The sequence below is a fragment of the Methanohalophilus mahii DSM 5219 genome (assembly GCF_000025865.1).
Taxonomy (GTDB): Archaea; Halobacteriota; Methanosarcinia; order Methanosarcinales; family Methanosarcinaceae; genus Methanohalophilus; species Methanohalophilus mahii.
Genome location: NC_014002.1, coordinates 876532 through 901886 on the forward strand (window position 1 = coordinate 876532; position 25355 = coordinate 901886).

Consider the following 25355-nt stretch of genomic DNA (forward strand, 5'->3'; position numbering starts at 1 on the left):
TAGCCTTTAAGGTTACACTTATTTCCCGTAACATCTTTTTATATGTTCTGTAGGTGTCGGTTCTGTCATATAACTAACAACAACGGCTACGATTGCTGCAAGGGGTGTTGCAACGAGAATCGGGTCCACAACTGTCCAGGTGCCGGTCAGGAGAGTATCCGTTCCGAATATGAATTTGCAGATTCCCAGCGGGACTGCTTCTTTTGCATGAACAAAACCCAGCCAGAACAGGCTTGCAAAGGTTCCAACTAACAGGCTTGCAGTCGCTCCCTCTTTTGTCATGCGTGGCCAGAACAAAGCTCCTGCATACATCGGTAAAAAGGCCGCTGCACATAATCCAAAAAAGATTGCTGTGGCACGGGCGATTATACTAATAGGCAGGATGTAAGCCAATATCACACTTATCAGAATGGTTGTTGCAATTCCCAATCTTGTAATATTGACAGTTTTGCCGACTTCACCTTTCTTGACAAACTGGCGATAGAAATCATGTCCTATTGATGTTCCCATTGTATGGTACTGGGAACTTAAGGTTGACATGGCGGCTGCCAGTAAGGTTAACATGAATAGGATGACAAAAGTTTCAGGCATTGCATCGTTGATATATTGTGGAATTATCAGATCGGTATTTCCTCCCACTACAGCTACGGATATCAACCCTTCTGTTTTGTAAAAGAAAGCATTGGAAAGAGAACCGACTATAAAGGCAACCCCTGTCATCATCAAAATGAATGGCCCGCCTACAAGGACTGCCCGGTTCAATGCCCTGTCATTCTCCACTGTCATGAACCTAACAGCCAGTTGAGGTTGGGCAAGGACACCGATACCCACTCCCAGTATCAGGGTAGATACCAATGTCCACCAGATAGGCGAGCCCAAGGCGGGCATTGCCGTCCATCCCAGATGTCCCCCTGCTGCAAGTGAATCAGGAACCAGGGGTGTCATTGCTGTGAGTGTCTGATGTGCTTCAGTGATCCCTCCCAGTTTGATATAGGTAAGTGTAAGCAGGACAAGCATTCCTACGAACATGAATGCTCCCTGAAGGGCATCGGTGTACATAACTGCTATCAAACCCCCGGTGATAACGTATGCTGCAACAATTACCGTAAGTAAAAGGACTGCAACATCATAATTAATGCCCAGTGTTGCTTCAACAAAACGGGCTCCTCCAATCAGTACGATTCCTGCATAAAGGGGCATAAATACTCCAATTAGCGCACCCGAAAAACCCTGTATGAAACGTGACTGGAATCTGCGTCCTAGTAACTCAGGAAATGTAACCGCTTTTAGTCTTAATCCCATGCGGCGCGTTCTGGATCCAAAAAACACAAATGCGATGAGAATCCCGACAATGATGTTCATTACCGCAAGCCAGAGCAATCCCATTCCCAGTGCACCGGCAGCCCCGCCAAAACCAATGATTGCCGAGGTACTGATAAATGTGGCACCATAGGAAAGGGCAAGTATATAGGGATTGATGTGCCTGCCGGCGACCATATAATCGTCAATTTCCTTTGTTTTTTTGTATCCAAGCATTCCCAGATAAAAAATTATCATGAGGTAGATCAGGACAATTACACCAAGGACTGGTGTGCTTATCATGAGCATGCCTCCGTTTCTTCGCCGTCATTCCATTTCAGTATACCGTATATCATGCAGCTTATTGCACCGGCTATACACAGGATGTATGCTATCCATATTTGGGGGTCTTCTATTCCAAGCATGAGGGCACCTCTATATATGCTATATTGACACATGCTAACATATTTCATAAATATGTTTTTATTGGAATGTGTAACAGGGTTAATATCTGGAAAATACTTGTCTGTTACTTTTTTATTCAATAAAGAAAGCACCGGATGTTGCCTGATTTCTGGTAATCAGCGAGTTTCACACAAGCTATTGAATTACCCAAAAAGAATATAGGGTACGTAGGATATTTTCCATATAATTCCGCAGAAGGATGCTGTGACCAAATCTTTTTATGTAAATATACTTACTATTGACCCTATATCCGATTAAAAAAAAGAAGGCTTATGAGATGGAACTTGAAAACTTAAGGCACGGTACTGAACTCATTAAAAGAGGGTTTGCCAGAATGCAGAAAGGCGGGGTAATCATGGATGTAACCAACCCCGAACAGGCGAGAATCGCCGAAGAAGCAGGAGCTGTGGCTGTAATGGCCCTGCAGGCAGTTCCGGCTGATATCCGTAAGGCAGGTGGAGTGGCCAGGATGGCAGACCCGGAAATCGTTGCGCAGATAATTGATACCGTAACAATTCCTGTAATGGCAAAGGCCAGGATCGGGCATTTTGTGGAAGCCGAAATCCTTGAATCCCTGGGAGCTGATATGGTCGATGAGTCTGAAGTCCTGACTCCTGCAGACGAAATGTATCATATTGATAAAACCGGGTTTACTGTTCCTTTTGTATGTGGTGCAAGAAATCTTGGTGAAGCCCTGAGGCGCATCAATGAAGGTGCGGCAATGATACGTACCAAAGGTGAAGCAGGTACCGGGGATGTTCGTGAGGCTGTGCGCCACATGAAAAAGATCATGGGTGAAGTACGTGAACTTGCCGGCAAGGATAAGGAAGAACTCATCAAGGTTGCGCGTGATATCGAAGCACCCATAGAACTTGTTCTGGAATCTGCAGACTTACAGCGTTTGCCTGTGGTAAACTTTGCAGCAGGTGGTGTTGCCACTCCCGCAGATGCTGCTCTCATGATGAGACTGGGTGCGGATGGTGTTTTTGTAGGTTCTGGAATATTCAAGGCTGAGAATCCTGAAATGATGGCCAAAGCAGTTGTGGAAGCCGTTAACAATTATGATAACCCCGAAAAACTGGCAGAGATTTCCAGGGGAATTGGTTCAGGAATGAAGGGCATGAGTGCTGATACTATACCCCCTGAAGAAGCTTTGCAGACACGTGGCTGGTAAATTATCAACGGTGAAATTGATGCGTATCGGTATAATCGCCATACAGGGTGATGTTTCCGAACATATTGATGCCGTAGAACGTGCTCTTTGTGAAAAGGGCATTGAAGGAGAAGTGCTGGAAATCCGTCATGAAGGCATTGTGCCCCTGTGTGATGCCGTTATACTACCCGGCGGGGAAAGTACAACATTGGGCCGCCTGATTGAAAGAGAAGGGATTGCAGGTGAAATTCAGAATGCTGCAAAGAACGGCATCCCTGTCCTTGGCACCTGCGCCGGCTTGATCCTTGTTGCAACTCGCGGGGACGAACAGGTACATAAGACCCATCAGCATCTTCTCGGTCTGATGGATGTGAAAGTGAACCGGAATGCTTTCGGAAGGCAGAGGGAGTCCTTTGAAGTTGATTTGGATCTTCCATTCCTGGATTATCCCTATACAGCAATTTTCATCCGGGCACCTGCAATCATGGATGCGGGCCCGGAAGTTGATGTATTGTCAACAATTAATGGGAGAATTGTAGCAGCAAGACAAAACAATGTACTTGCTCTTGCTTTCCATCCCGAACTGACACCTGATCTACGGCTACATCATTATTTCCTGGATATGATTTCGGGTATCTGAAGTCAGAAATTTAAAAATCATAAATGTAATATACCTCTACCTTACTATTTTATTATCTATCAAGGAGATTTAAATATGATAAAACTCACAGAAGATATGAAAGAATCAATTGCCAGTGTCAGGCCGCTTCCTTTTGCCACCGCTTCTAAAGACGGTATACCAAATGTAATTCCTATCGGTATGTGCAAACTGGTGGATGATGCAACTATCTGGATTGTGGATAACTACTTTATGAAAACCCGCAATAATCTTGAAGAAAATCCTAAAGCATCACTTTATGTGTGGGGGGAAGGTTCAAAGGGCTGCTTCCAGATAAAAGGAGATGTTGAGATTAAGACTGAAGGTGATGAGTACGATGATGCATATGCCATGGCAAAGGAAAAAGGAGAGAAATACCCTGCCAAGGCTCTGATTGTCATGAAAATTACCGATGTCTTTGAGTGTAAAGGCGGCCCTGAAGCTGGAAAGAAGTTACTCTAAAACATGTTAGTCCTTTTTTGGGACTAACTCTGAATCTTTTTCATACCATTCATAAAGTTTGGTTGCCCATTCTATGGCTGCTTTTTCTTTACCCATAAGGTAACTGTTGTCATAACGGCATGTTTTAAACATAAGGGATAACAGGAAATATTGATCAGAAGCAATTAGTAAGGAGGGCATAACTTCTCCTTTGTAAATCAATATGCGGGAATTGTCTGAATTTTTGAGTATTTGGGTTGTTTCAGGATAATCATTTTTCATTTTTTCAAATATTGGTTCGGTCATTATCAGTGATATGTCTGCTCCCTTTGAGGCCATTTCAGAGGCAAGCGGGGGATAATCTGGATGATAAACTGCAATAAAAGCTTTAATCCAGGTAGAGGCCTTTGTAAGTGGTTTTATTTTTGCGAAAGGATCGAATGCATCTGTAAGGGATGGTACGATATATTCACTATTATTTAATTCTCCGATATGGAGCAATAATTCTTTTGGGATAGGGGTTAAATCATGTTCATTTAAATAATCAAAATGATCTTCAAGTACATCAAATGTTTTAAAGACCTCCTGGAGCATGTGCACCAGAAGCATGCCAATTCTGGTTAATGAATACATACCATTTTCCTGAACTATGAGGCCGTTTTCTTTCAATATTTTTATCTGGGGAAGAATTGAAGGCGAAGTTTCATCGAGAATTTCTTTTATTTCATCAATATCCTTTTTGCCTTCCATAAGCAGGAGAAGAAGACCCTTACGTTTTTCGGAAAAACATGTTATATCAATAAGTGAGCGCTTCATATATACTCTTCCTGCTTTACGTTTAATTGGTATAAAATATGTCCACAAATTGACTTCTTTTATATATTTTATATATGTCTGTTGGATTATATCTATTTAAACTTTTGAGTGAATACCGTTTTACTATCAGTTATCGTTTTTTATAATCTCTACCGTGTCCCTGTCATAGTACAGCTTCTTTTCAAATATTGCTATTGAAGGCGGTTTTATGGAAGGTCTGGTATCAGTTGTGAGGAAAAGATATCCTATGACATGAGTGTAATACTCAAGGTAGCCCTTTATGATACGGTTAAGTCCCTCGATTCTTCTTCCGGCAATAAGGATTATGAACCATTGAAGGACAAGACAGATTCCTGTAAATATCCCGTATATATAGAGTACAATTCCTATAAGAATGGAATAAATGATCCTGAAAAACAATTCTAGTCTGCTGGCTTTCTTCTCATAAGAGAAGAGCTGTTTCATATTTGGATTCCGGATGTCCATGCCACATCTATCCTCAATTCTCTATATATACAATATAATTAATTTTTATAAATAACTATTGTATTATAATGTAATTGAAGATATAATAATGTGTAGTCGATAACGGGTATTCAGGGGTGAAATATCAATTGAAATAAAAAAGGGCGGGAGATTTACTCTTCGGAAGTTTCTCCCTCTTCACCGCCACCAAGAATTTCGTTGATGGTTTTGTCTCCGTATCCAACAACCTTTGTGTTGATCTGGACAATATCCGGAGCGATTTCCCTTCCTCTGAGAATCTTACGGCGACGCATTCCTTTGTCTTTTGGTTTATATCCGACACCCTCGGCTATGAGTAACCTCTGCCTTTTTGGACCGGGTACGTTCTTGCGCATTACAAAACCGCTTCTGTCACTTCCTCCAGTTATCTGGATGGTGTAACCGGGAAGACCGACTACTGTTCCTTCTACAGTTTCGCCTATTGCTTTTCCTATGAACTTATTTGCCTCGGCACCACTTACATCGAACTGGTATGCTTTGGCTTTTGGATCTGATACGACAATTTTGAAATCTACCATTATTTACCTCCAACATCAATTAATATTATTACTTAGCCCAGAACGGATTATCCCTGCGTTTTATTTCAAGGAAAGCATCGAGGGTTTCCATTTCATCTGCCGAAAGTGAATCAAATATTTCCGTTTCAAGCACCTTTGCGTGTTTTTCAGGAATATTTGAGTAAAGTACATCACCTTCTTTGATCTGGCGACCTACTGTAGGTCCATCAATGGCCATTGCAACTTCCATACCTGCACTGGCTTCCTTGATGTTTTCTCCTTCTAATTGGAGTCCTTTGATTGTACCTACAACTTTACCACTGTTATCTGTAACACCGATGTTAGTTTTGACCTTTCCACCTGTGATTCTTACACCAACAACAGCAGGTTTGCTTTGTCTGAACGTACATTCCGGAAGAAGCAGGAATCTTGCAGGCTTGACTATGAGCTGAGATATCGTTTTTTCGGATTTCTCCTTCTTTTCTTGAACCCAGTCTTTATAATCATCAATAAGCCTGTAAATAACATCATTCTGGAATACTTTAAGTTCGGAGCCCTTTGCTTTTTCTTTTGCATCAGGTAACATCTTCACATTAAAGCCGATAAGAACTGCATTAAAAGGATCTTCGATAGCCGAAACTTCGATAATATCCCTCTGGGATATGTCTCCCACTTCGGCTTTTCTGATGGGTATATCCTCCTTCTGGAGTTCATTAACAAGTGCTTCCAGTGATCCGATTGTATCTGCTTTGAGAGTTATGCCTGTGGTACCCGTACTGATCTGTACCTCGTCAAGTTCCTCTTGAACCTCTTCAACAATATTTTCAATGTTTTCCGGGCTGGCTGCCCTGACAGTGGCTCCTGACAGTGCATCATCAAGATTTGGTGCAGATATCTTTACACCGATAGCAGCCGTAACTGATTCCACATTCTGGAACTTCTCCTCGGCGGATATTTCACCCATTGGATTTGGTTTTAGCAAAGCCCTCACTTTGGTCTGAATGGGCTCCCCAAGACTTCCAACTACAATCGTGTCCCCTTTTTTGAGGGTCCCATCATAGAGAATAATATCGATGGTAGTTCCCAATCCCTTTTCTTCCTTTACTTCAAGTATTGTTCCTTCACCAGGTCCACTTGCGTTATAGTGAAGATTGGATTCGAGGAATTTTTGGGCCAGTCCGAGTAATACCATAAGCAAGTCAGGTATACCTTCGCCGGTAATCGCACTTATTGGTATTATTCCTATATTTCTCTGGAAGTCAGAAACACGGTCATAGCGTTCAGAATTAAAACCACTGTTATATAGTTCCCCGACAATTTCATAGAATTTGTTATCAAGATCTGTTCTTACACGTTCACTTTGTTTGTTGTAAGTTTCCAGAAAACTAGCGCTTTCATGTGGTTGCCATCCATGTATCCTGTCAATCTTATTTGCAACAACCACAAAAGGAGTTTTGAACCGTTTGAGTATTTGCAGACTTTCTTTTGTCTGGGGCATGAAGCCCTCGTTAATGTCTACAATTACCACTGCCAGGTCTGCAAGTGCTCCTCCTCTGCTACGCAGGGATGTGAATGCATGGTGTCCCGGAGTATCTATGAATAAAAGGCCGGGTACTATGAAATTGTTCTTCATCCCGGAAGCACCACTACGTTCTATTATGGAATCGATCATTACTTCCGTTGCACCGATATGCTGGGTGATCGCACCGGCTTCTCCTGCAGCCACAGAACTACCACGTATCCTGTCTAACAGTGTGGTCTTACCGTGATCCACATGTCCCATAACGCATACAATGGGTGTCCTGAGATTTTCGTTATCGGTAATATGCATCCCTTCCTTAAGAAACAGGGGAGTGAGCAAAAGGGTACTCACTCATAGAGCCATTCTTCGTCTATACGGGTATATTCGTTTGTTTCATCATCCTTGAAATGGATGTTGATTTCTCTTTCCGCTGATTCCACTGAATCGGATGCATGTACCACATTCCTGCCGGTCTCAAGAGCAAAATCGCCCCTTATTGTACCAGGCATTGCTTCGGATGGATTGGTGGCACCATTTATTGTCCTCATGGATTTTATTGCATCCTTACCTTCAACAATCATTGAAACTGAAGGAGCGGAAGTTACATAGGATATAAGTGAACCGAAAAATGGCTTTTCGCAGTGTTCACTGTAATGTTCCTTTGCATCATTCTCATCGATAACATTCATGCGCATTGCACTTATCTTGAGACCTCTCCTCTCGATTCTTCCTATGATCTCTCCAATAAGTCCCCTCTGGACTCCGTCTGGTTTGATCATAACATATGTGCGTTCCATTGATTAATTCCTCATCAGGCTTTCTTCATGTAGTTTCTGCCCGTTTCGGTCCAGATAGTACGCCTTGGAAGTCTACCCATCTTGTAATTGTTCCTGCATTTAGAGGAGCAGAAATTGTAGGTAGAACCATCCTTTTTTGCAAAAAGGACACCAGTCCCCGGTACCAGTTTAGTTCCGCAGAAAGAGCATTTCTTGGTTTCCATTGCGCATCACCTTGTTGTAAGTTTCTTTGCCTCTCTGGAAGTCTCCATCAGCATCAGCACATCGCCGATACGAACAGGGCCCATGCAGTTACGGGTGATGATCCTGCCCTTGTCCCGACCATCCAGTACTCTGCACTGGATCTGGCTTGCTTCGCCATGCATACCGGTGTTGCCGATGACATCTATGACCTCCGCGGCATATCCTAAGTTTTCATCTGCCATGGAGAATTACTCCTTTTTTATGGATAAGTTTATTTGAGAGCACTGACTTTTTCGGCCAGGTCTTCGATGGTCTCTGCGCCCTTACCTGCATCTGTAATTACTACTGCAGCACAGCCAACGCCTATTCCACAGGCAGCTCCGAGTTCTTTCTGCTGTTTTACATAGATGTAAGGTGCATTCTTTTCTTCACAAAGAGGACCAATGTGAGCTACTACTTCTGCAGGTTCAACATCGTCTGCAATGACTGCCAGTTTTGCAATACCTCTTTCTACAGCCTTTGTAGCTTCGTTAGCTCCTTTTTTTACCTTGCCAGTATCTCTGGCAACTTCTACTGCTTCAAGAGCTTTATCTATTAGTTCATCTGGAACATCAAATTTTGCCATAATTTCTATCTCCTTCGAAATCACGGTTTAACACCGCGGTTTGTCATTATTCATTGTATAGATGCAAACAAAGGTCAATTCTACCATACTGTTTACATTCGTTGGAGTATTTGGTATGAATCGCCACTGGTACATATATAACTTGCGACAATTCGATAGCACTTCTTGAATATGCCTATCGATTATAAAACTTCTGGTACTGTCCATTCTATTCTACAAAACACCTTTTTATTAAATAAATAACTGATTTAGAAAGCATAGTACATAAAAAACTTTATATGGCACATACTACAATATTAGTAGTGTTGTATTATTATATTTTGTGAAGTGATATGATGAAATTTTGGAAAATAATAAGTGTGGTCCTTTTTATCTTAATTTTGAGTTCATTTACGGCAATTGCAGCTGAGATAAGTGAATATGAAGCTTCAAAAGTTGCTTCCTCTTATGCTTATGAAGGGGAAACATGTGAAGCCTACGGGCCTTATGAATATAACAATAACATGTATTATGTTTGGGCTCTGTAGAAACCCTTTCCTCTAACTTCCACTAATACATTATTATTTTTATAAGAAGAGGTCCCCAATGTGATTTTGACCATAAAAAACACAAAGGGGATGAATGTGTTTTGTCAAGCGATTACTTAAACTTTATCGATACAGCTATGTCTGTAGCTGGAAGATCTCATCTTCCAATCTACAGTTGTAAGTATTCCAAACGAAAATATACTCAGCATCAGTTATTGACTTTGGTATTGGTCAAAGAGTACACAGGTAAGAACTATAGAGATGTTGTTAGACTTGTTGAGTTAATGGATAGAGTTCAGTCCAAGATTGGTATAAAACACGTACCTCACTTCACAACATTACATAAATTTACCAATAGAATATCTTCTTTCTATTTCAATAGCTTACTTCACCAAACTCTGAAACTATTCTATTCACATGGTGAAAAAATACCTCTGATTGCTATTGATTCAAGTGGATTTACAGGTGGACATTGTAGTTACTATTATTCTGTGAGAACAGGAAAGAAAAGACGGTCGTATCTGAAAACAAGTATAGCTGTTGACGTTGAGAAGTTCATTGTAACTGGTTTTAAGATTTCAGGTAAGCCTGTGCATGATGCAAAGCATGCATTGACATTGCTTAGACAATGTCACAAAAGGAGAAAAGCTGATTGTTATCTGATGGATAAAGGATATGATTCTGAGAAGATACATGCTCTAATCAATGAAGAATTGAAAGCAGAAGCCATCATACCTGTAAGATGTAGAAAAAGGAAGAAGATCAAAGGAAAATATCGTCGAAAAATGAGAGATGAGTTTGATGAAGACATCTATCATTATAGAAACCTGGTAGAGACGATGTTTTCTGTTTTGAAAAGGAAGTATAGGGAAGAACTGAGGGCAACAAAATACAGAAATCAGGTCAAAGAGGTCAAGTTCAAATTATTAATTCATAATATAGATAGGGCTATCTCTGTTTCAATAATTATTCAAATGAGGATTTCTACAGAGCCTATGTTTGTACTATTTATGAGGGGGAAAGCATAAAATCCCAAATTATTATTGATGCGAACACTGGCAATCTTGTTACAAATGAAAATACGGTAAAATATCTGATAAAACATGATTTAGCTCTTTATTATCTTTTTGACGAGGATAGCTATAGCCTAAATATACAAAATGCAGATACATACAGAAAAAACATTGACACATTTGAGTCATATTTTGATTTTTGGACTGATATTCGAGATGATGCAAGTACAAAGAAACAAAAGCAAAATGCACAACAAGCTGCCGATATTTCTCTTGCTATAAAAAATATATATCAGGATAAAGTTGATGCAACCACTGAAATAATTAATATCCAAAACAGAATAAAAAAGGGTGGAACTCTCCAAGATGCTGAAGATCTTATTGAAGCTGAAAAGCAAGCTTACTACATCGAAAAACAATCTTTATCGAAGTTAAATGAAGCTATCGAAAGAACTCCTGTGATCTATAACACGATTTTGAATAGCAATTATAACTATGGTATTAGTGAATCAGAATGGAACACTTACAGAAGTGATGACTTGTCTTTTCTGATGTATGAAAAAGACACAACAGAGTCAACTATAGCATATTGGGAATCAATGGAAAATATGTTAGAAAGTGATACTCAGTGGTTTTATGAATCAATGGTAGATAGAACTGAAGAATATGAGAAATCATCAAATGCGTTGTCAGGTTTCACATTTGGAATCTCAATGTTTGTTCTATTAATTATGGGGTTGTTCTTCGGCAGAAAATATAGTAATTAAGCCTATACAACATTATTCTAATCTCTTTTTTTAATTTAATCAGACAATGTTGTACTCAATAATAAAAAATAAGAAGGAAAAAGTTACCGAGATGGTTCTTCTAAAAGTGCACCCAAATTAGATGAATTTGTAGTTATGTCCACCTTAGTAATATTTCCGTAACTTGTGATATTATATTCGAGCCCTCTTTGACTTGCATTAGAAGCTCTTTCTGTAAGTTTAGTCATTGTACTTTCTGCAGGACTGCCATAAATGGAGGTTCTTTTAAAAGTATTGTATCCGTCAATGCTCCATTCGATATAATATTCATCTGCAGATTCATCATCCACATCAATAATTTGCTGTATGGGAGCCTTCTCATTTGCAAATCTCAAAATTTGTTTGAAATTTTGGCTAGAGTTAGTATCCCCTTCGATGACATCAATGGTATCCTCGACACTCTGCTGATCTCCTAAGATGATCGGTTTTCCAATAATGGCTCTATATGTCCCTTGATTTAATAAAAGAGGTTGATATCCTTTATAGGTTTCAGGTGCCATATAATAAGGAAATGCCACTATTTGTGGATTTATATCGTGCATTTCTATCCGTGAGGAATTTCTATAACCAGCAATATACATCTTTGTAACATTTGACTTGTAAAAGTTATTGTACATTGAAATATTTGCATTAGTGTACATTTTTACATAAATATTACTTGCGAGGTACTGTAATGGTGTCCCCTTTGTGGAAGCAAAATCTATATACATGGCATTGGTAACGTTTTCTGGAGTGGCTTCCAGACCGTCATGGATGGAGTTGAAGGAAATACTTACATGTTTCCCCGGCACACTCTCAAACCCGGCTGCCTGAACATTTTCAGATGTCTGTTCATTATTGTTGTTGGTTGAACCGCCACTGAAAAAGAACATGCCGATTGATCCGACCATTATTACTGCAAGGAATATACCTACATATTTTGTATATTTTTTTTCATCTTTTTTTCTAGGACTCATGAATTCACTCCAAAGTCATCCCTGTTGAATTTAACAACGATAGTCTTTCTAATATATAAATATCTTCGGACTTTATGTATTATGACTTGAGGTTGCTGATGTATTGATATGTTCGTAGATTCCAAGTATGCAATCTTTTTCGTTCCATTTTATATTTTTAAAAGTTACTCTGCAGGGAATTTCCCTCCCGGTGCTGGAATGTAGCCTGATGTCTTCGCTATAAGTCCGGTTTTGGTTTAATGTCTCCTCTACAGAATCCAGGACATGCCTGTATCTCAGCGGATATAGGTCTGTAATGTCCATCTTTTTAAGTTCATCTGCAGAGTATCGTATCCACTTCTCAAGTATTTTATTTGTATAAAGCAACGCTCCCTTTTTATCGGTAACTATAATACCTTCCTTTACATTGTCAATCAATATCTGTAAATCATTGATCTCTTTTTGGACAGATGCCTCTTTATGCATATTTGATAGGACTTCCCCGATTTGTTTTGCTATAGTTTCGAGATCATGTCTGGATTTATCGGGGATCTCATATTCAGAATGTGAGGATAGATAGAGAGCAGCTATTATCTCGTTGTGGTATCGAATCGGAATTATTGCAGTTCCATGCAAGCCTTCATACCGTAGGTTCTTGCCACTTGTAATTGCGCTGAGTTCGGAATGATGTTTATACACTGCCTGTCCGCTCATCACCAGCCTTGTCTGTACTGAATTCCTTTCATAATGAGAGGTGCTATTCACAAACTGTTCAGACAGCCCGTGATGAGCTACCAGGTCCAGGTCTCCGGTTTTATCGTCAACAAGATACAGGGCCCCTGAATCAATAGGTGTGATTCTCAGTGCAAGGTCCAGTAGCCGGTTGAATGTCTCACGATTTGATGTGGCAGAGCTGAGAACACTGTCAAGATCATACTGCAGGTGCATGAAATCATTGGCATGTTTTCTTTCTGTGATGTCTACAATGATACCCTGCAAATACGTTACTTTCCCATCCTCATCATATTTTATGAAAGTTCTTTCATCTATCCACCGGACATCTCCAAATTTTGTCATTATTCTGTATTCCTGATTGAAATCCGTATGTCCCGCATCAATTCTTTTTGCGAGTTCTTTCTGGACCCTTTCCAGGTCATATGGATGTACTATGTCAGCATAGACCAGTTTGCCCGAAAGGAAATCATGGACAGTGTAACCAAACTGTGTTATATTCTCGGAGACGAATTCAACAGGCCAATCCTCTTCAGCCCACCATATGAATACGACTGCAGGACTGTTCTTGATGACGTCAGAAAGGACTGATTTTATTTCACTTGATCTTTTCAATTCTTCCATATACTGGTACAGTTCCTCATCAGCCAGTTTTTGCTGGATTATATTCCACATTCCCTGCATGAGTAACTTCAATTGTCTGACATCTGTAGGTGTATAATCTTCTCCCTTATTGGCAACACCCACAATCCCCGCAATTCTACCGCCTTCAAAGATGGGAACGCTCAGATTTCTCTGGATTAACTTTTGGTCTGTATCTTTATCAGCTAAATATTCATTGTTCATTATGGGGGTGCGATGGTAAAGTGCTTCATCCCATATACTGTAACTCTCTGCCGGAGCCTTGTCTGAACTCTGTTTACCGTTTGACCAGGAAATAACCGCATAGTTTGTTTCAGTTTCATCCAGGAATGCCAGAAAACCAATTTTGCTCTCAGTTAGTAAAACTGCCTGTTCACGCGCATAATCCATAATTTCCTGAATTGAGGAATCAGACATGGCATAGAGTTTTAAGAGTGCTTCATGGCGTTTTTCTTCAAGGAACAGGGCGTTTTCAACATTCTTTCTTTCTGTTATATCAACAATTATACCCTGCAGGTATGTCACATCACCTGTATCACTGTGCTGGATTTTTGTGCGTTCGTCCACCCAGCGTACATCTCCATCTTTTGTCAGGATACGATATTCTTTGTTGAACTGCCTGTTACCCTCTGCAACACACCGGGCCATCCCCTGGCGCACTTTCTCTATATCATCAGGGTGAACGATATCACCGTAAACCAGGTTATCCGATGTGAATTCTTCAACTTCATATCCGAATTGTGTAATGTTTTCCGAGACAAATTCCACGGGCCAGTCATCTTCTGCTCTCCACAGGAAAACAATTACAGGGCTTGAATTGATTACTGTCTCGAGGGCTTTTTTCATTCCCATGGCACCATCAATGATCTTTTTTTCTTCCATCTTCCTGGAAGTAATATCCATGATAATTCCTTCATAGTAGGTGTTATCCGGATCATGGTGGATTATGGTACGTTCTTCGACCCAGCGTACATCTTTTTTCCCGGTGAGGACACGATAGGTTAGGTTAAACTGTTCATCTCCACTTTCCAGATGTTTTTCCACCTCCTCAGTTACCATTTCAAGGTCATCCGGATGGATTATGTCACTGTACCTTAAGGCGCCCGAAATAAAATCATCGGGAGTATAGTCAAAAAGAGAGATATTTTTTGAGACGAACTCCACAGGCCACCTTTCCTCCTCCTTCCATACGAAAACAATTGCAGGGCTTGCATTGACGATATCTTCAAGTACACTTTTCATTGTTGGTGTGTCAATACCTGCAGAAAAAGAACTTTCATTTTTCGGGGATGAATGGTTGGGTGTTGTGATGTTACCACTTCTACTGATTGATCTTATTCATTAAAATTGGTGTCTGACCACTTATATAATATACTGTAAACGAATCAGCATTGCAATTGCTGTTTCCATATTTTTCCTCTTTCAATTCTGTTTTGTCTGTTGGCCCCACTGGAAGAGGGCAGTACTGCCGTATCGTATCCTTTTTCCTGTAACAAATACTCGTATTTTCCGGCTCTTGTTTTTCCATTGAAAAGGATTTTACGTATGTTGGGTGCTATCACTTTAAGCATGGAAAAGTCATTAATAACCTCATACCTGATTTCAGAATCACCACTTCCCTTTCTTTCTGCTTCCCTGAAAATATCCCATAGGCCTATTTTATGTTCTTTCAGAATTCTCAATTTTTCTGGATATTCCTTTTTGTCAAGTTCCTCTCCGATAGAATCACCTGTGAGTTTCCAGAAATCATTTCCTTTATTGGCATAATATCTTTGTTGTCTGAGGGATTCTTCTCCTGGCAGGGAACCCAGAATTAATATTTCTGTATCGTGGTGGATTATCGGTTCAAGTCCTTTTTTTACCATCCTCAAATTTGATGTGCCTATATTACAAAAGATATATGATACAGAGAATGCTTATTTACTGCCATGAGTTTCCTGAAAAAATGGTATGATAAAGTTTCCCGCAAAAAACAATTCACAACTCTTTATAGACGCGGTGAAGAGGTATATGGGAGTGGATATGTACTTTTTGAAATGGGCAAGTATGAAGAGGCGCTGGACAAATACAATGAGGCGGCCGCTATATGGGGTGAACTGGAAGATAAATTAAGCGAATTTGAAGATGAAATGGCAGATGATCTGGCAAATTTAAGAAAAAAATGTCAGAATGTTCTTTATAGCCGTTGTTTTGTCCTTTACAAGATGGGAAAGCATGAAGAGGCTCTTGAAGTGATTGATAGTTTCCTTGAGGATGACCCGCAAGATGCTGACAAATGGTTTGGACATGGATTTGTAATGCAATCGATAGGACAGCATCAAAAAGCGGTTGAATCCTTTTCCAAATGCCTGGATCTGAATCCTGCTTTCTCAGATGCCTGGTACTGTAAAGCCACTCTTCTTTATCACAATGATGAATTTACGCAAGCCCTTGAATGTTATGAGATGGCGGCACAACATTCAGATGTCAAGGATTTTGCATTTCCAAGATATTCATTTTTGAACATAGATCCAAAACCCAAACTTAAAAAAGATGCTGCGGGCATTTTATATGGGAAAGGTAATACTTTGTTCAAACTGGAGCGATTTGAAGAAGCTATAGAGGCCTTTAAAGGCGCCCTTGATATAGAGCCAGAATCTCCCAAGATATGGCAAGGCCTTGCAAATACTTACCTGAAAATCGGAAACGATGATAGAGCCAACAAAGCTTTTGCAAAGTTATTGGAACTTGATCCTGAAAATTCTCAGGCAAAAGAATATATAAATCCTGAAAATCCTGCTGAAGAGGGTGAGTAAGGATCTTCAGTACATATACTTGTCTTCTTTTTCTTCCCATTCGGACAGTAATTGCTGGCATATTTTGCTGTCCAGCTTTTCCATATTCATTCCTTTGCCATTATGACCTTTACACAGGGCCCTGTATATCTGTCCGTCATCAAATCCGATCTTTTCTACCTCGGTCGTTGTTGTCCCATAATAAAGCGTTTTGATGCGTGCCCAGTACAGAGCGGACATACACATGGGGCATGGATAAGAGGTAGTATATATTTCGCATTCAGACAGGTCAAATGTTCCCAGCTTTGATGAGGCTATCCTGATTGCCATTATTTCAGCATGGGCGGTGGGGTCATTAGAATCAAGTACCCTGTTATGCGCTCTGGAGATTACAGTTTCATCTTTTACAATTACAGCTCCAAAGGGCCCTCCCAGGTTATTTCTCATGCCCAGTCGGGCTTGCTCAATGGCAATTTCCATGAAATTATTCAGTGTCTTTGCCCCCGGATACAAGTTTCTTAATTTCACCAATTTCATTTAAGAGAATTTCAGCGGCATCTTTTTCCCTTTGACCTCCGCATTTGTAGGTAGTTTCCAGGCACTGGTCAATCAAGTCGAGAAATTTATCAATTCCTGTTAATTCATAACGAGTAGCATGGATGGCTGCCTCAATAACTGCTGTAAGACCCCGATTAATGGCTTTGGGTCTATGATAGTTAGCCACTGCATATATTGGGATGATTTCTGCTGTCATGGCCTGTTCTGTATGTTTTATTTCCTCGCATCTGAAAATAACACTGCTGACTGAATTTTTTAGCAATGGTATATTTTGTGAATTCAGTGGATGGTATTTGAAATTCTCATCTTCTAGATTGGAAAAAGTCGATTTTACAAAAAGTAAAGGGTCACAGGTCACATTGGCAGCAAAGATTTTCTCCAGTTTCACATTTTCATAGGTGGTAGAGCCTTTATAAAGTCTTATGAAGATCCTGTTATCTTTGCGAATCAGGCCAATTGGAGCAGCGTTGGGATTTTCTATGCCGCATGTCACTATGATCTCGGATATACCATCGCATATACCGTATTTGTCAAGTTCTGAAACTTCCATCAAAACCGCATGCCTCCCATGATTGAAAGGAAAAGCCCGCCTATAATTATATCTGCAGTTGAACCGGGGTTTATTTTCTTTTTGAGTAACTCTTCATCAAGTTCGATTATTGAAGGAATTGATGCTTCATAGCCGTATGTTTCTATATGTGTGACAATAGCGGTTGCCTTTTCTGAAACCTCGGCTGCAGTTTCCCTATTGAATTTAGTCTGTATGAATGTATCGGGATTGTTCGACAATAACTTCAGGAAAGTGTAAACAATGGAGCAATTTATGTCTGTACAAAAATCATTTCCTTCCATAAGATCAGTGATTTGTTCGCTGCACCGGCTGCACAGTTTAAAACCATGGGTCCACTCTTTAGCTATCATGTCGTAGTTTTCGGATATTTCCATCAATTCGAAAAGGCTGGTTTGATTTTTCCTTAAGTTTGTGATAGAATCCGAATCATTGAGATCAAGGTCTTTTACATCCTGTACGCAGACATTTGCTTTTTCAAACGCCAGATAAAAGTTGATAGAGTCCTCAACATCTGTGTGTTTAACTATCCAGCGGGCTCTCTCAACGGTTTTTTTCATATCAAACGTTTCGTTTTCCTGACTCAGCTGACCTGCAGCTTTTGCAAGAGGCAGGAGGAGTAAAAATGCACCAAAATGCGTGTTTCCCCCTTTTTGCCATTTATTGCTTTCAAGCACAGCTTCCTTGAGCAATTCCCCTATCTTTTCTTTTCCAGAAGCAGCCCTTTCAAATACTGGATAAACACCTGTTGCAGATGCCAGGAAATGTTCATAACGTGTATCGGCAAAATCATGTATCCTGTCGATATTTCCGGGTTTGGGTGATGCCGATACCTCCAGTATCATTGCAAGCTGGGCACTGCGGGCAACTTCGGAAGGTTGCATCTTGTAACAGGAGTCCATATCCCACCATTTATTTTTCTCTGGCTTGGTCGAGGATGTAGTCAGCCATTTGTTTTTTGAGTTCCATGTACTCTTGTGGGGGGAGGTCTATAAGATCCAGCACGCCGTCTCTCATGAAACAGGGTTTTGTGATCTTACAACACCATGCAAGGCTGCCAAAGCAGGTACTGTCACCGAATTCAAGAGGAGTACCTTTTACAAATTCCATTTTCAGGTTTGCAAATTCCCGAGGACTGAAGCCCAGTTGTTTGGCTTTGTTATGTACAGCACAGGGTTTTACCGGCAGACAACAGAAAGTCAGTCCTCGCAGGTCCCCCTGCCCCCTGCAAATATGTTTTGGTGCATTATACCAGCCGGTGGTTTCCTGAAATTCAGAAACAGCTTCTACAAGGGAGTCTACAAGTTGTGGGGAATCCATTGCCTGTCTTCCCACAGATACCATATCGCCACCTCTGGAAAACATCTCTTTTGCATCATCAAAGCTCTGTACCGAATTATTGCCTATCAGGAAAATACGTGTTGCATCCCGGATGCGGCGGATAGCGTCAAGGTCAGCACCTGCACCTTCTTTCATGGCATCGACATGGATGATATCGGCACCTGCATTTTCAATTGCTTTTGCAAGTTTTATATCATCAACAACATTTGCCCTGATCTTGACTGAAAGTACGACACCAGTTTCTTTTATCTGCCTTATCCATTCTGTAAGACGTGGGAGGTCCTCCATCAGGGCCTCTCCAACTCCTGCTTCCTTCATCTCAGGTTGGCGACAGTGTGCATCTAGTTCCATTACTGCACCTGCATCCCTGACGATTCCTGCCATTTCAATTAAGGGTTTAATTTCACTGCTGCGCAGATTTATTCCCACTACCCCATCGAAATCAACGGCATTTATCTCTTTTGTGATATATTCGATTGGCTCCTGTGATACGAATTCTTTTCTTCCTCTTTCTATGAGTTCACATGCTGCAGCATTGGTTCTCTCATCAAGGTTGTATCCGCCTATTATCACAAGTGCGGCACTTTTGCCATAACTGTTTACGAATGAGCTGTCTGTAATACCTGCCATTGGAGCGATGGCGACTGGATTTTTGAAATGGACATATCCTATATTCAGGTCAAAAAGTTCTTGGGTCACTTTGAAAGCCTCTATTTCTCGTTATTCAGGGGTCATAGAAGAGACCTTCAACATATTAATTTTACGAATTGAAAAATAGGATGAATAATGAAAAATAAAGGATTAATCAGTTCAGATCGATCCTTTCAGCAGTTGCAATGTATACGATACTTTCACATATATTGCATGTATGATCTGCAATACGTTCCAGATACCTGAGAACGAACATCATTTCCACTGCATTTTCAATAATGGTTGAGTTGTCGATCATCATATGGACCAGATCCTGCCAGCCTGCGTAAACATTCCTGTCGACGATGTCATCTTTTGCAGTGATATCTTTTGCCAGTTCACTATCCAATTCTGCATAAGCTGCAATGGACTGTTCTATCATTTCCTCACATGTGGATACAATAGGTTTACATTCAGAAATCGAAAGAGTCTTCTCCGCATCCATCTTTTTTATTCTTTTGGCCACATCTACTGCCAGATCGCCCATTCGTTCAAGATCAATTGATATCCTATAAGAAGCCGTTATCAGGCGAAGGTCACTGGCAATTGGTTGCTGTAATGCCAGCAATCTTGTGATTCGATTTTCAACTTTCTCCTCAAAATCATTTACTGTCTGGTCCATTTCAATGATTTCCTGGGCAAGTTCTTTATCGATATCTGCAAGCGCCTTTATAGATTTGCGGAACATTTCCTGGGATACGGCACTCATATCAGAGATATTTTCTTTTAATTCATTAAGTTCAGCATGGTATTTCTCACGAACCATGTAATCACCCGAATCTTCCTGTGATGTAGTCTTCAGTACGTTTTTCCCTGGGGTTTTCGAATATCTGGTTTGTTTCTCCAAACTCGATTATTTTTCCCATGAGGAAAAATGCGGTGTAGTCAGAAATTCTTGCCGCTTGCTGCATATTGTGAGTAACAATTACAATTGTGTAATCCTTTTTTAACTCAAGGATCAGGTCTTCTATCTTATTTGTAGATATGGGATCAAGGGCGCTGCATGGTTCATCAAAAAGAATGATCTCCGGTTCTACGGCCATTGTCCTTGCAATGCAGAGTCTTTGCTGCTGTCCTCCACTGAGGTCCAGGGCAGATGAATCCAGCCTGTCAGATACCTCTCCGTAAAGAGCTGAATCCTGCAGGGTTTTATCAACAATCCCTTTTATGTCCTTTTTGGGAACATTGTGGATTTTTGGACCATAGGCAATATTATCAAAAACTGACATTGGAAATGGGTTTGGTTTCTGGAAAACCATGCCCACCTTCTTTCTGAGTTCAACTACATCCACATCTTCATCGTAGATGTTTTTATTGTCGATTTTGACCCTGCCTTCGATATGACATACTTTAATAAGATCATTCATCCTGTTTATACAGCGTAAAAAAGTGGATTTTCCACATCCAGAAGGACCTATAAGAGCGGTTACACTTTTGCTGGGGATTTTAATATTTATGTCCTGGAGGGCTTGATTGGAGCCATACCATAGGTTGAGATCCTCGACCTCTATGTCTGCGAAATCATTAATTCCACTCATATCTTATCCTCGAAAAATTATCTGTTAAGCTTCTTCCTGTAATGTTTTCTGATAATAATTGCAATACTGTTTATGAGCAGTACCAATATCAGTAACACAAGACCAGTTCCGTACTGTATGGGTCTGGTTTCCATAGGGTTGAGACCGGAGGTAGCCAGTATGTACAAATGATATGGTAAAGCCATGAATTGTGAAAATACAGACTCCGGCAGACGTGGCAAAAAGTAAGCTGCACCTGTGAACATTATAGGGGCGGTTTCACCTGCAACCCTGCCGATACTCAGGATAATTCCTGTTACTATTCCGGGTAATGCTTCTGGTAATACTATGCTCCTTATGGTCTTCCATTTTGTCACACCAAGTGCAAGAGAAGCTTCCCTGTGTGCTAGGGGGACGGTTATCAGGGCTTCTTTGCTTGCTCTGATTACAACTGGCAATATCAAGAGGGAAAGAGTAAGGGATGCCGAGATAATTGACGGCTTGAATGCTAAAAATTTGACAAACAATGCCAATCCGAACAATCCGAACACTACGGAAGGGGTTCCGGCAAGATTGTTGATTGCCATTTCAATGATCCATTTTGAACGGCTTTCCTTTGCATATTCATTCAGGTAGATAGCGGAAAGAACGCCAAGGGGGATTGCTACAGCCATTGATATGCCAACAAGGTATGCTGTCCCCACCAGAGCAGGATAAATACCACCTTCAGTCATCCTGTTTTTTGGCATCTCTGTCAGGAAATCCCAGCTCATTATGTTGTATCCCTGAAATACAATGTAAAGTATAAGGACTGCTACAAATGCTACAACAACCCACATACATGCTCTGAGGAAACCAAATGCTATTTTTTCAGTAGTTCTTGAATCCAATCAGAGCCCCTCCCTGAGTTTATATTTTCTCTTAATCCTATCTGCAAGCATATTTATTATGAAAGTCGTAACAAACAATACCGAACCAACTGCAAACAATGCATGGAAATGTGGGCTGCCTTTGGGCACTTCTCCCATTTCAAGTGCAATAGTTGCTGTCATTGTCCTGACAGGATCAATAAATCCTTCAGGGAATCCAGGTATTATGGCCATATTACCTGTTACCATCAATACTGTCATTGTTTCACCGATTGCTCTGCCTACTCCCAGTATCACTGCGGCGGATATTCCGGAAAGGGCAGCCGGTAATGTAACTTTATAAATTGTCTGCCATTGTGTGCTCCCCAGGGCTAATGAACCTTCTTTAAGTGCCTGTGGTACCGCATTAATGGCATCTTCGGAAATTGAAATTATTGTGGGTAGTGCCATCATTGCAAGCATTATAGAACCTGTAAGGGCTGTTTGGCCTGTGGGTAAATCAAAAATATCTTTTATAATGGGGACCAGAACTACCAGACCAAAGAAACCGTATACAACGGAAGGTATGCCTGCAAGGATTTCAATGAATGGCTTAAGTAAGTCAGCCATTTTTGGGCTTGCCAACTCTGAAATATATATTGCTGCAGCAACGCCCATGGGTACGGCTATGGCTATTGCGCCTGCTGTGACCAGCAATGAGCCGGATAAAAGGGGCAATATTCCAAAACGTGGTGGTGTTGAAGCGGTGTACCATGAACTACCGGTTATGAAACCAGTAAAAGAACTTGTTTCAAATAACAGGTATCCATCTCTAAAAAGAAAAATACAAATGAAGAGAAGGACAACGACAGTCGTTGCCGCTGCTAGGAACAGGCCGATTTCAATGCCCTTCTCTTTAAGTCTTCTGTGAAACATCGCTCACCTCTAAGGGTTCATGCTTCAAATCATTTACTCAACAGGGAAGTATCCTACATCGTAGACGATCTCTGTGCCTTCCTCACTCAGTATAAATTCTATAAAGTCCGCTGCAAGACCTGTGGGCTGTCCGTCTGTGTAGAAGTGAAGAGGTCTGGCAAGTGGATAGTCGCCTGCAAGGATGTTTTCGGATGTTGGTGCAACCATTCCATCTCCCTTGTCGACATCAAGGCCTTTCACATTGTCAGTGAGGTAAGCAAAACCGATGTATCCGATTGCCTCTTCGTTCTGTGAAACGGACTGTAACACTGCACCGTTTGAACTTGTGGAAACTGCATCCTCACGGAATTCATTATCATCTCCAAGAACTTCTCCCTGGAAATAGCCGTATGTACCGGAGCTGCTGTCACGGTTAATAACTACTATTTCTTTATCTTCGCCACCTACATCTGCCCAGTTGCTGATGGAACCGTCATAGATTCCCTTTATCTGGTCGTAGGTCAGCTGGTCCACGGGGTTTTCCGGGTTTACTACTACTGTGAGTCCGTCCCATGCGATTACGTGTTCAACAGTGTCAATTCCGTTTGCTTCAGCATTCTTTATCTCGGCATCTTTGATCTGTCTGGAAGCCATTCCAATGTGTACGTCACCATCTATCAGGGCTGCGATGCCTGTACCGGAGCCGCCACCACTGATACTGATTGAAGCCTCAGGATGGTTTGCCATATAGGTTTCAGCTGCTGCCTGTGCGAGGGGGAGTACAGTTGTTGAACCTTTTACATTGATTTGTTCTGCTTGTGCAGTTTCTTCAGCACCGTTTGGACTTTCATCTGTTTCCTCGTCGTTGCTGGCACATCCGGCGGTGAATAACGCCAGTACCATTATTAAAGTAAGTGTTATTGAAAGTATTTTTGACCTTTCTACCATAGTTACATTATCCTTTTCCTTTTGAAGGCTTAAGCCTCGGAAAAAGTAATGGATACCGTACTTATAGTCTTTGTCGCAATATTCTATACTACACTATATTTACACATATAGTCTATATAGGTATATTGTGCATGTAAAGATAATATTTCAAAAAAAGTAAAGGATTATCAGCAGGCTTCGGTTTTAGGATATTTATGCGGGGAAGTACCCTACATCACTTATAATTATTGTACCTTCCTCACTCAGAATATATTCTATGAAGTTCGCTGCGAAACCTGTAGGCTGTCCGTCTGTGTAGAAGTGGAGGGGTCTGGCCAGTGGATATTCTCCCGGAAGGATGTTTTCAGAAGTTGGTGCAACCATTCCATTGCCGGCATCGATATCTACGACTTTCACACTATCATCCAGATATGCAAATCCTATGTATCCAATTGCTGCATCTTCCTGGGTGACTGCCTGGACAATGGCTCCATTTGAGTCCCGGGATACTAAATCCGGGCGGAATTCTTCCTCTCCTAATAATTCGTCCTTGAAATAACCATAGGTTCCGGAACTGGGGTCACGATTCTGTATTACCATTTCTTCATCCTCTCCGCCTACATTTGCCCAGTTGCTGATGGATCCATTATAGATTCCTTTTATCTGCTCATAAGTCAGCTGGTTTACAGGATTTGCAGGGTTTACAACTACTGTGAGTCCATCCCATGCAATTATATGTTCTACAGGATCAATTCCATTTGCTTCTGCTTCTTCGATTTCGGAGTCTTTGAGTTTCCTGGAAGCCATTGCAATATCCACATCACCATCTATAAAGGCTTTTATACCTGTGGTTGACCCTCCGCTAACAACATTTATTGACTTCTCAGGATGATTTTCCATATATATTTCAGCAGCTGCCTGTGCAAGGGGGAATACAGTAGTCGATCCTTCTATGTCAATATCTTCGATATTAACATCTTCTGTTAATGTTTCATCTGCCTTCTCATTTTGTGTGTTGTCACTCTCATTAAGGCAGCCTGCAGCAAACAATGCTAACAATAAAATAAGTATAATTATTAATGGCCTGTGTGATTTTATCATAGTAACCCTCTAATGTAAATTAGATTTCATTTTAAAAGAAGTGATACAGCCATTTATAAATATTTGCTATTATATAATATATATGTATATATAGTTTATATTATGGTTTTTAAACCACTATTCATTTATAAAATCTAAAAAACGTTGAGCAGCCAATATTGCTCAGTCTTTTTTTGGTATTATGTGATTGCAATTGTTGTAAAAGTATATGGCTATATTTCCCAGGTGTCTGTTCTCAAGATATGAGTTACAAAAATAACATCTTGCATTGCCTGGCACAATCCGGGCCATTGTTTTTGCGTTCATTTTCCTTCGATTCCACCTATGAGGAATCTGTAAAGGTCTATTTCTTCATTGTCAAGGTTTCCGTTGATTCTTCCTCTGTATATTGTATGGGAAATATCCGGATTATCTTTTTTGGAATTAGGCCCTTTTTCATTTTTCTCAATGCATTTCATATTGTCTATCACTTCCTCCACC

Annotated in this window: 30 protein-coding genes; 6 read left to right on the plus strand and 24 right to left on the minus strand. The window is 40.7% G+C overall.

The features are described from left to right. Nucleotides 1-18: 18 nt before the first annotated feature. Both MMAH_RS04310 and MMAH_RS10745 read right to left on the minus strand, forming a co-directional pair. The gene (locus MMAH_RS04310; RefSeq protein WP_013037318.1) at nt 19-1602 is read right to left on the minus strand and encodes a sodium:solute symporter family protein; all 1584 of its coding nucleotides are present in this window, start codon (nt 1600-1602) and stop codon (nt 19-21) included. Further along, nucleotides 1599-1724, minus strand: a complete 126-nt coding sequence (locus MMAH_RS10745; RefSeq protein WP_013037319.1) for a symporter small accessory protein — start codon at nt 1722-1724, stop codon at nt 1599-1601. The genes MMAH_RS04310 and MMAH_RS10745 overlap by 4 nt, the downstream gene beginning before the upstream one ends. A gap of 317 nt (nt 1725-2041) precedes the next feature. On the opposite strand from MMAH_RS10745, the gene pdxS reads away from it, so the two are divergent. From pdxS to MMAH_RS04325, 3 genes are all read left to right on the plus strand, one after another. After that, entirely contained in the window at nt 2042-2938 is an 897-nt protein-coding gene (gene pdxS, locus MMAH_RS04315) for a pyridoxal 5'-phosphate synthase lyase subunit PdxS (RefSeq protein ID WP_013037320.1), read from the plus strand. A gap of 19 nt (nt 2939-2957) precedes the next feature. Further along, nucleotides 2958-3557 carry a pyridoxal 5'-phosphate synthase glutaminase subunit PdxT gene (gene pdxT / locus MMAH_RS04320; protein ID WP_013037321.1) on the plus strand — a complete coding sequence of 200 codons (600 nt, stop codon included), beginning with the start codon at nt 2958-2960 and terminating at the stop codon, nt 3555-3557. 75 nt (nt 3558-3632) lie between these two features. Next, the gene (locus MMAH_RS04325; protein WP_013037322.1) at nt 3633-4037 is read left to right on the plus strand and encodes a pyridoxamine 5'-phosphate oxidase family protein; all 405 of its coding nucleotides are present in this window, start codon (nt 3633-3635) and stop codon (nt 4035-4037) included. A gap of 6 nt (nt 4038-4043) precedes the next feature. On the opposite strand, the gene MMAH_RS04330 is transcribed toward MMAH_RS04325, so the two are convergent. The 8 genes from MMAH_RS04330 to rpl7ae all read right to left on the minus strand — a co-directional run bounded on the left by MMAH_RS04330 (nt 4044) and on the right by rpl7ae (nt 8990). Next, nucleotides 4044-4832: a helix-turn-helix transcriptional regulator gene (locus tag MMAH_RS04330; protein ID WP_013037323.1), complete on the minus strand. Its 789-nt coding sequence runs from the start codon at nt 4830-4832 to the stop codon at nt 4044-4046. Between the two features lie 126 nt (nt 4833-4958). After that, the gene (locus tag MMAH_RS04335) at nt 4959-5318 is read right to left on the minus strand and encodes a DUF4389 domain-containing protein (protein WP_013037324.1); all 360 of its coding nucleotides are present in this window, start codon (nt 5316-5318) and stop codon (nt 4959-4961) included. Nucleotides 5319-5470: 152 nt separating this feature from the next. After that, a complete protein-coding gene (locus tag MMAH_RS04340) occupies nt 5471-5875 on the minus strand; it encodes a 30S ribosomal protein S6e (RefSeq protein ID WP_013037325.1) in 405 nt (134 codons plus the stop codon). A 28-nt stretch (nt 5876-5903) separates the two neighbouring features. Further along, nucleotides 5904-7679 (minus strand): translation initiation factor IF-2, encoded by a 1776-nt coding sequence (gene infB / locus MMAH_RS04345; protein ID WP_048902256.1) that lies wholly within the window; start codon nt 7677-7679, stop codon nt 5904-5906. 44 nt (nt 7680-7723) lie between these two features. Beyond that, entirely contained in the window at nt 7724-8173 is a 450-nt protein-coding gene (gene ndk, locus MMAH_RS04350) for a nucleoside-diphosphate kinase (protein ID WP_013037327.1), read from the minus strand. Nucleotides 8174-8187: 14 nt separating this feature from the next. Then, a complete protein-coding gene (locus MMAH_RS04355; RefSeq protein WP_048902116.1) occupies nt 8188-8376 on the minus strand; it encodes a 50S ribosomal protein L24e in 189 nt (62 codons plus the stop codon). Nucleotides 8377-8382: 6 nt separating this feature from the next. Then, nucleotides 8383-8598, minus strand: a complete 216-nt coding sequence (locus MMAH_RS04360) for a 30S ribosomal protein S28e (RefSeq protein WP_013037328.1) — start codon at nt 8596-8598, stop codon at nt 8383-8385. A 29-nt stretch (nt 8599-8627) separates the two neighbouring features. Next, nucleotides 8628-8990 (minus strand): 50S ribosomal protein L7Ae, encoded by a 363-nt coding sequence (gene rpl7ae / locus MMAH_RS04365; protein ID WP_096711624.1) that lies wholly within the window; start codon nt 8988-8990, stop codon nt 8628-8630. 619 nt (nt 8991-9609) lie between these two features. On the opposite strand from rpl7ae, the gene MMAH_RS04375 reads away from it, so the two are divergent. Together MMAH_RS04375 and MMAH_RS04380 are read left to right on the plus strand one after the other, a co-directional pair. Continuing rightward, the gene (locus tag MMAH_RS04375; protein WP_157198696.1) at nt 9610-10536 is read left to right on the plus strand and encodes an IS5-like element ISMem1 family transposase; all 927 of its coding nucleotides are present in this window, start codon (nt 9610-9612) and stop codon (nt 10534-10536) included. A 536-nt stretch (nt 10537-11072) separates the two neighbouring features. Further along, nucleotides 11073-11288: a hypothetical protein gene (locus MMAH_RS04380; RefSeq protein ID WP_013037332.1), complete on the plus strand. Its 216-nt coding sequence runs from the start codon at nt 11073-11075 to the stop codon at nt 11286-11288. Nucleotides 11289-11371: 83 nt separating this feature from the next. Here the strand turns inward: MMAH_RS04380 and MMAH_RS04385 are convergent, their stop codons facing one another. The 3 genes from MMAH_RS04385 to MMAH_RS04395 form a co-directional block, all read right to left on the minus strand. Continuing rightward, on the minus strand, nt 11372-12283 hold the full coding sequence (locus tag MMAH_RS04385; RefSeq protein ID WP_013037333.1) for a hypothetical protein: 912 nt from the start codon (nt 12281-12283) through the stop codon (nt 11372-11374). A 72-nt stretch (nt 12284-12355) separates the two neighbouring features. Then, nucleotides 12356-14878 (minus strand): PAS domain-containing protein, encoded by a 2523-nt coding sequence (locus tag MMAH_RS04390; protein WP_013037334.1) that lies wholly within the window; start codon nt 14876-14878, stop codon nt 12356-12358. 143 nt (nt 14879-15021) lie between these two features. Then, nucleotides 15022-15501, minus strand: a complete 480-nt coding sequence (locus MMAH_RS04395) for a DNA-deoxyinosine glycosylase (RefSeq protein ID WP_013037335.1) — start codon at nt 15499-15501, stop codon at nt 15022-15024. Nucleotides 15502-15564: 63 nt separating this feature from the next. Between MMAH_RS04395 and MMAH_RS04400 the strand changes: the two genes are divergently transcribed. Next, nucleotides 15565-16431, plus strand: coding sequence for a tetratricopeptide repeat protein (locus tag MMAH_RS04400; RefSeq protein ID WP_013037336.1), 867 nt, complete (start codon nt 15565-15567; stop codon nt 16429-16431). A 6-nt stretch (nt 16432-16437) separates the two neighbouring features. On the opposite strand, the gene MMAH_RS04405 is transcribed toward MMAH_RS04400, so the two are convergent. The 11 genes from MMAH_RS04405 to MMAH_RS10470 all read right to left on the minus strand — a co-directional run bounded on the left by MMAH_RS04405 (nt 16438) and on the right by MMAH_RS10470 (nt 25333). Next, complete coding sequence (locus MMAH_RS04405) at nt 16438-16923, minus strand: nucleoside deaminase (RefSeq protein ID WP_245526251.1); 486 nt, start codon at nt 16921-16923, stop codon at nt 16438-16440. Continuing rightward, the gene (locus MMAH_RS04410; protein WP_013037338.1) at nt 16895-17518 is read right to left on the minus strand and encodes a DUF447 domain-containing protein; all 624 of its coding nucleotides are present in this window, start codon (nt 17516-17518) and stop codon (nt 16895-16897) included. Before MMAH_RS04410 ends, MMAH_RS04405 begins: the two co-directional genes overlap by 29 nt. Then, nucleotides 17518-18438 (minus strand): triphosphoribosyl-dephospho-CoA synthase, encoded by a 921-nt coding sequence (locus MMAH_RS04415; RefSeq protein WP_013037339.1) that lies wholly within the window; start codon nt 18436-18438, stop codon nt 17518-17520. Before MMAH_RS04415 ends, MMAH_RS04410 begins: the two co-directional genes overlap by 1 nt. 10 nt (nt 18439-18448) lie before the next feature. Next, the gene (locus tag MMAH_RS04420) at nt 18449-19576 is read right to left on the minus strand and encodes a methanogenesis marker 9 domain-containing protein (RefSeq protein WP_013037340.1); all 1128 of its coding nucleotides are present in this window, start codon (nt 19574-19576) and stop codon (nt 18449-18451) included. A 106-nt stretch (nt 19577-19682) separates the two neighbouring features. Beyond that, on the minus strand, nt 19683-20333 hold the full coding sequence (phoU, locus tag MMAH_RS04425) for a phosphate signaling complex protein PhoU (RefSeq protein ID WP_013037341.1): 651 nt from the start codon (nt 20331-20333) through the stop codon (nt 19683-19685). 4 nt (nt 20334-20337) lie between these two features. Further along, nucleotides 20338-21105 (minus strand): phosphate ABC transporter ATP-binding protein PstB, encoded by a 768-nt coding sequence (gene pstB / locus MMAH_RS04430; RefSeq protein ID WP_013037342.1) that lies wholly within the window; start codon nt 21103-21105, stop codon nt 20338-20340. A 17-nt stretch (nt 21106-21122) separates the two neighbouring features. Then, on the minus strand, nt 21123-21974 hold the full coding sequence (gene pstA, locus MMAH_RS04435) for a phosphate ABC transporter permease PstA (protein WP_013037343.1): 852 nt from the start codon (nt 21972-21974) through the stop codon (nt 21123-21125). Beyond that, nucleotides 21975-22868, minus strand: coding sequence for a phosphate ABC transporter permease subunit PstC (gene pstC, locus MMAH_RS04440; protein ID WP_013037344.1), 894 nt, complete (start codon nt 22866-22868; stop codon nt 21975-21977). A 33-nt stretch (nt 22869-22901) separates the two neighbouring features. Then, nucleotides 22902-23795 carry a PstS family phosphate ABC transporter substrate-binding protein gene (locus tag MMAH_RS04445; RefSeq protein WP_013037345.1) on the minus strand — a complete coding sequence of 298 codons (894 nt, stop codon included), beginning with the start codon at nt 23793-23795 and terminating at the stop codon, nt 22902-22904. A gap of 192 nt (nt 23796-23987) precedes the next feature. Beyond that, nucleotides 23988-24875: a PstS family phosphate ABC transporter substrate-binding protein gene (locus tag MMAH_RS04450; protein ID WP_013037346.1), complete on the minus strand. Its 888-nt coding sequence runs from the start codon at nt 24873-24875 to the stop codon at nt 23988-23990. Nucleotides 24876-25177: 302 nt separating this feature from the next. Next, on the minus strand, nt 25178-25333 hold the full coding sequence (locus tag MMAH_RS10470; protein ID WP_013037347.1) for a hypothetical protein: 156 nt from the start codon (nt 25331-25333) through the stop codon (nt 25178-25180). Nucleotides 25334-25355: the final 22 nt, after the last annotated feature.

What these genes read in the sequence shown, in the direction of transcription:
- MMAH_RS04310 (WP_013037318.1), bottom strand. Translation starts at nt 1,602, where the DNA reads ATGATAAGCACACCAGTCCTTGGTGTAATTGTCCTGATCTACCTCATG.
- MMAH_RS10745 (WP_013037319.1), bottom strand. Translation starts at nt 1,724, where the DNA reads ATGCTTGGAATAGAAGACCCCCAAATATGGATAGCATACATCCTGTGT.
- pdxS (WP_013037320.1), top strand. Translation starts at nt 2,042, where the DNA reads ATGGAACTTGAAAACTTAAGGCACGGTACTGAACTCATTAAAAGAGGG.
- pdxT (WP_013037321.1), top strand. Translation starts at nt 2,958, where the DNA reads ATGCGTATCGGTATAATCGCCATACAGGGTGATGTTTCCGAACATATT.
- MMAH_RS04325 (WP_013037322.1), top strand. Translation starts at nt 3,633, where the DNA reads ATGATAAAACTCACAGAAGATATGAAAGAATCAATTGCCAGTGTCAGG.
- MMAH_RS04330 (WP_013037323.1), bottom strand. Translation starts at nt 4,832, where the DNA reads ATGAAGCGCTCACTTATTGATATAACATGTTTTTCCGAAAAACGTAAG.
- MMAH_RS04335 (WP_013037324.1), bottom strand. Translation starts at nt 5,318, where the DNA reads ATGGACATCCGGAATCCAAATATGAAACAGCTCTTCTCTTATGAGAAG.
- MMAH_RS04340 (WP_013037325.1), bottom strand. Translation starts at nt 5,875, where the DNA reads ATGGTAGATTTCAAAATTGTCGTATCAGATCCAAAAGCCAAAGCATAC.
- ndk (WP_013037327.1), bottom strand. Translation starts at nt 8,173, where the DNA reads ATGGAACGCACATATGTTATGATCAAACCAGACGGAGTCCAGAGGGGA.
- MMAH_RS04355 (WP_048902116.1), bottom strand. Translation starts at nt 8,376, where the DNA reads ATGGAAACCAAGAAATGCTCTTTCTGCGGAACTAAACTGGTACCGGGG.
- MMAH_RS04360 (WP_013037328.1), bottom strand. Translation starts at nt 8,598, where the DNA reads ATGGCAGATGAAAACTTAGGATATGCCGCGGAGGTCATAGATGTCATC.
- MMAH_RS04380 (WP_013037332.1), top strand. Translation starts at nt 11,073, where the DNA reads ATGTATGAAAAAGACACAACAGAGTCAACTATAGCATATTGGGAATCA.
- MMAH_RS04385 (WP_013037333.1), bottom strand. Translation starts at nt 12,283, where the DNA reads ATGAGTCCTAGAAAAAAAGATGAAAAAAAATATACAAAATATGTAGGT.
- MMAH_RS04390 (WP_013037334.1), bottom strand. Translation starts at nt 14,878, where the DNA reads ATGAAAAGTGTACTTGAAGATATCGTCAATGCAAGCCCTGCAATTGTT.
- MMAH_RS04395 (WP_013037335.1), bottom strand. Translation starts at nt 15,501, where the DNA reads ATGGTAAAAAAAGGACTTGAACCGATAATCCACCACGATACAGAAATA.
- MMAH_RS04400 (WP_013037336.1), top strand. Translation starts at nt 15,565, where the DNA reads ATGAGTTTCCTGAAAAAATGGTATGATAAAGTTTCCCGCAAAAAACAA.
- MMAH_RS04410 (WP_013037338.1), bottom strand. Translation starts at nt 17,518, where the DNA reads ATGGAAGTTTCAGAACTTGACAAATACGGTATATGCGATGGTATATCC.
- MMAH_RS04415 (WP_013037339.1), bottom strand. Translation starts at nt 18,438, where the DNA reads ATGGACTCCTGTTACAAGATGCAACCTTCCGAAGTTGCCCGCAGTGCC.
- phoU (WP_013037341.1), bottom strand. Translation starts at nt 20,333, where the DNA reads ATGGTTCGTGAGAAATACCATGCTGAACTTAATGAATTAAAAGAAAAT.
- pstB (WP_013037342.1), bottom strand. Translation starts at nt 21,105, where the DNA reads ATGAGTGGAATTAATGATTTCGCAGACATAGAGGTCGAGGATCTCAAC.
- pstC (WP_013037344.1), bottom strand. Translation starts at nt 22,868, where the DNA reads ATGTTTCACAGAAGACTTAAAGAGAAGGGCATTGAAATCGGCCTGTTC.
- MMAH_RS04445 (WP_013037345.1), bottom strand. Translation starts at nt 23,795, where the DNA reads ATGGTAGAAAGGTCAAAAATACTTTCAATAACACTTACTTTAATAATG.
- MMAH_RS04450 (WP_013037346.1), bottom strand. Translation starts at nt 24,875, where the DNA reads ATGATAAAATCACACAGGCCATTAATAATTATACTTATTTTATTGTTA.
- MMAH_RS10470 (WP_013037347.1), bottom strand. Translation starts at nt 25,333, where the DNA reads ATGAAATGCATTGAGAAAAATGAAAAAGGGCCTAATTCCAAAAAAGAT.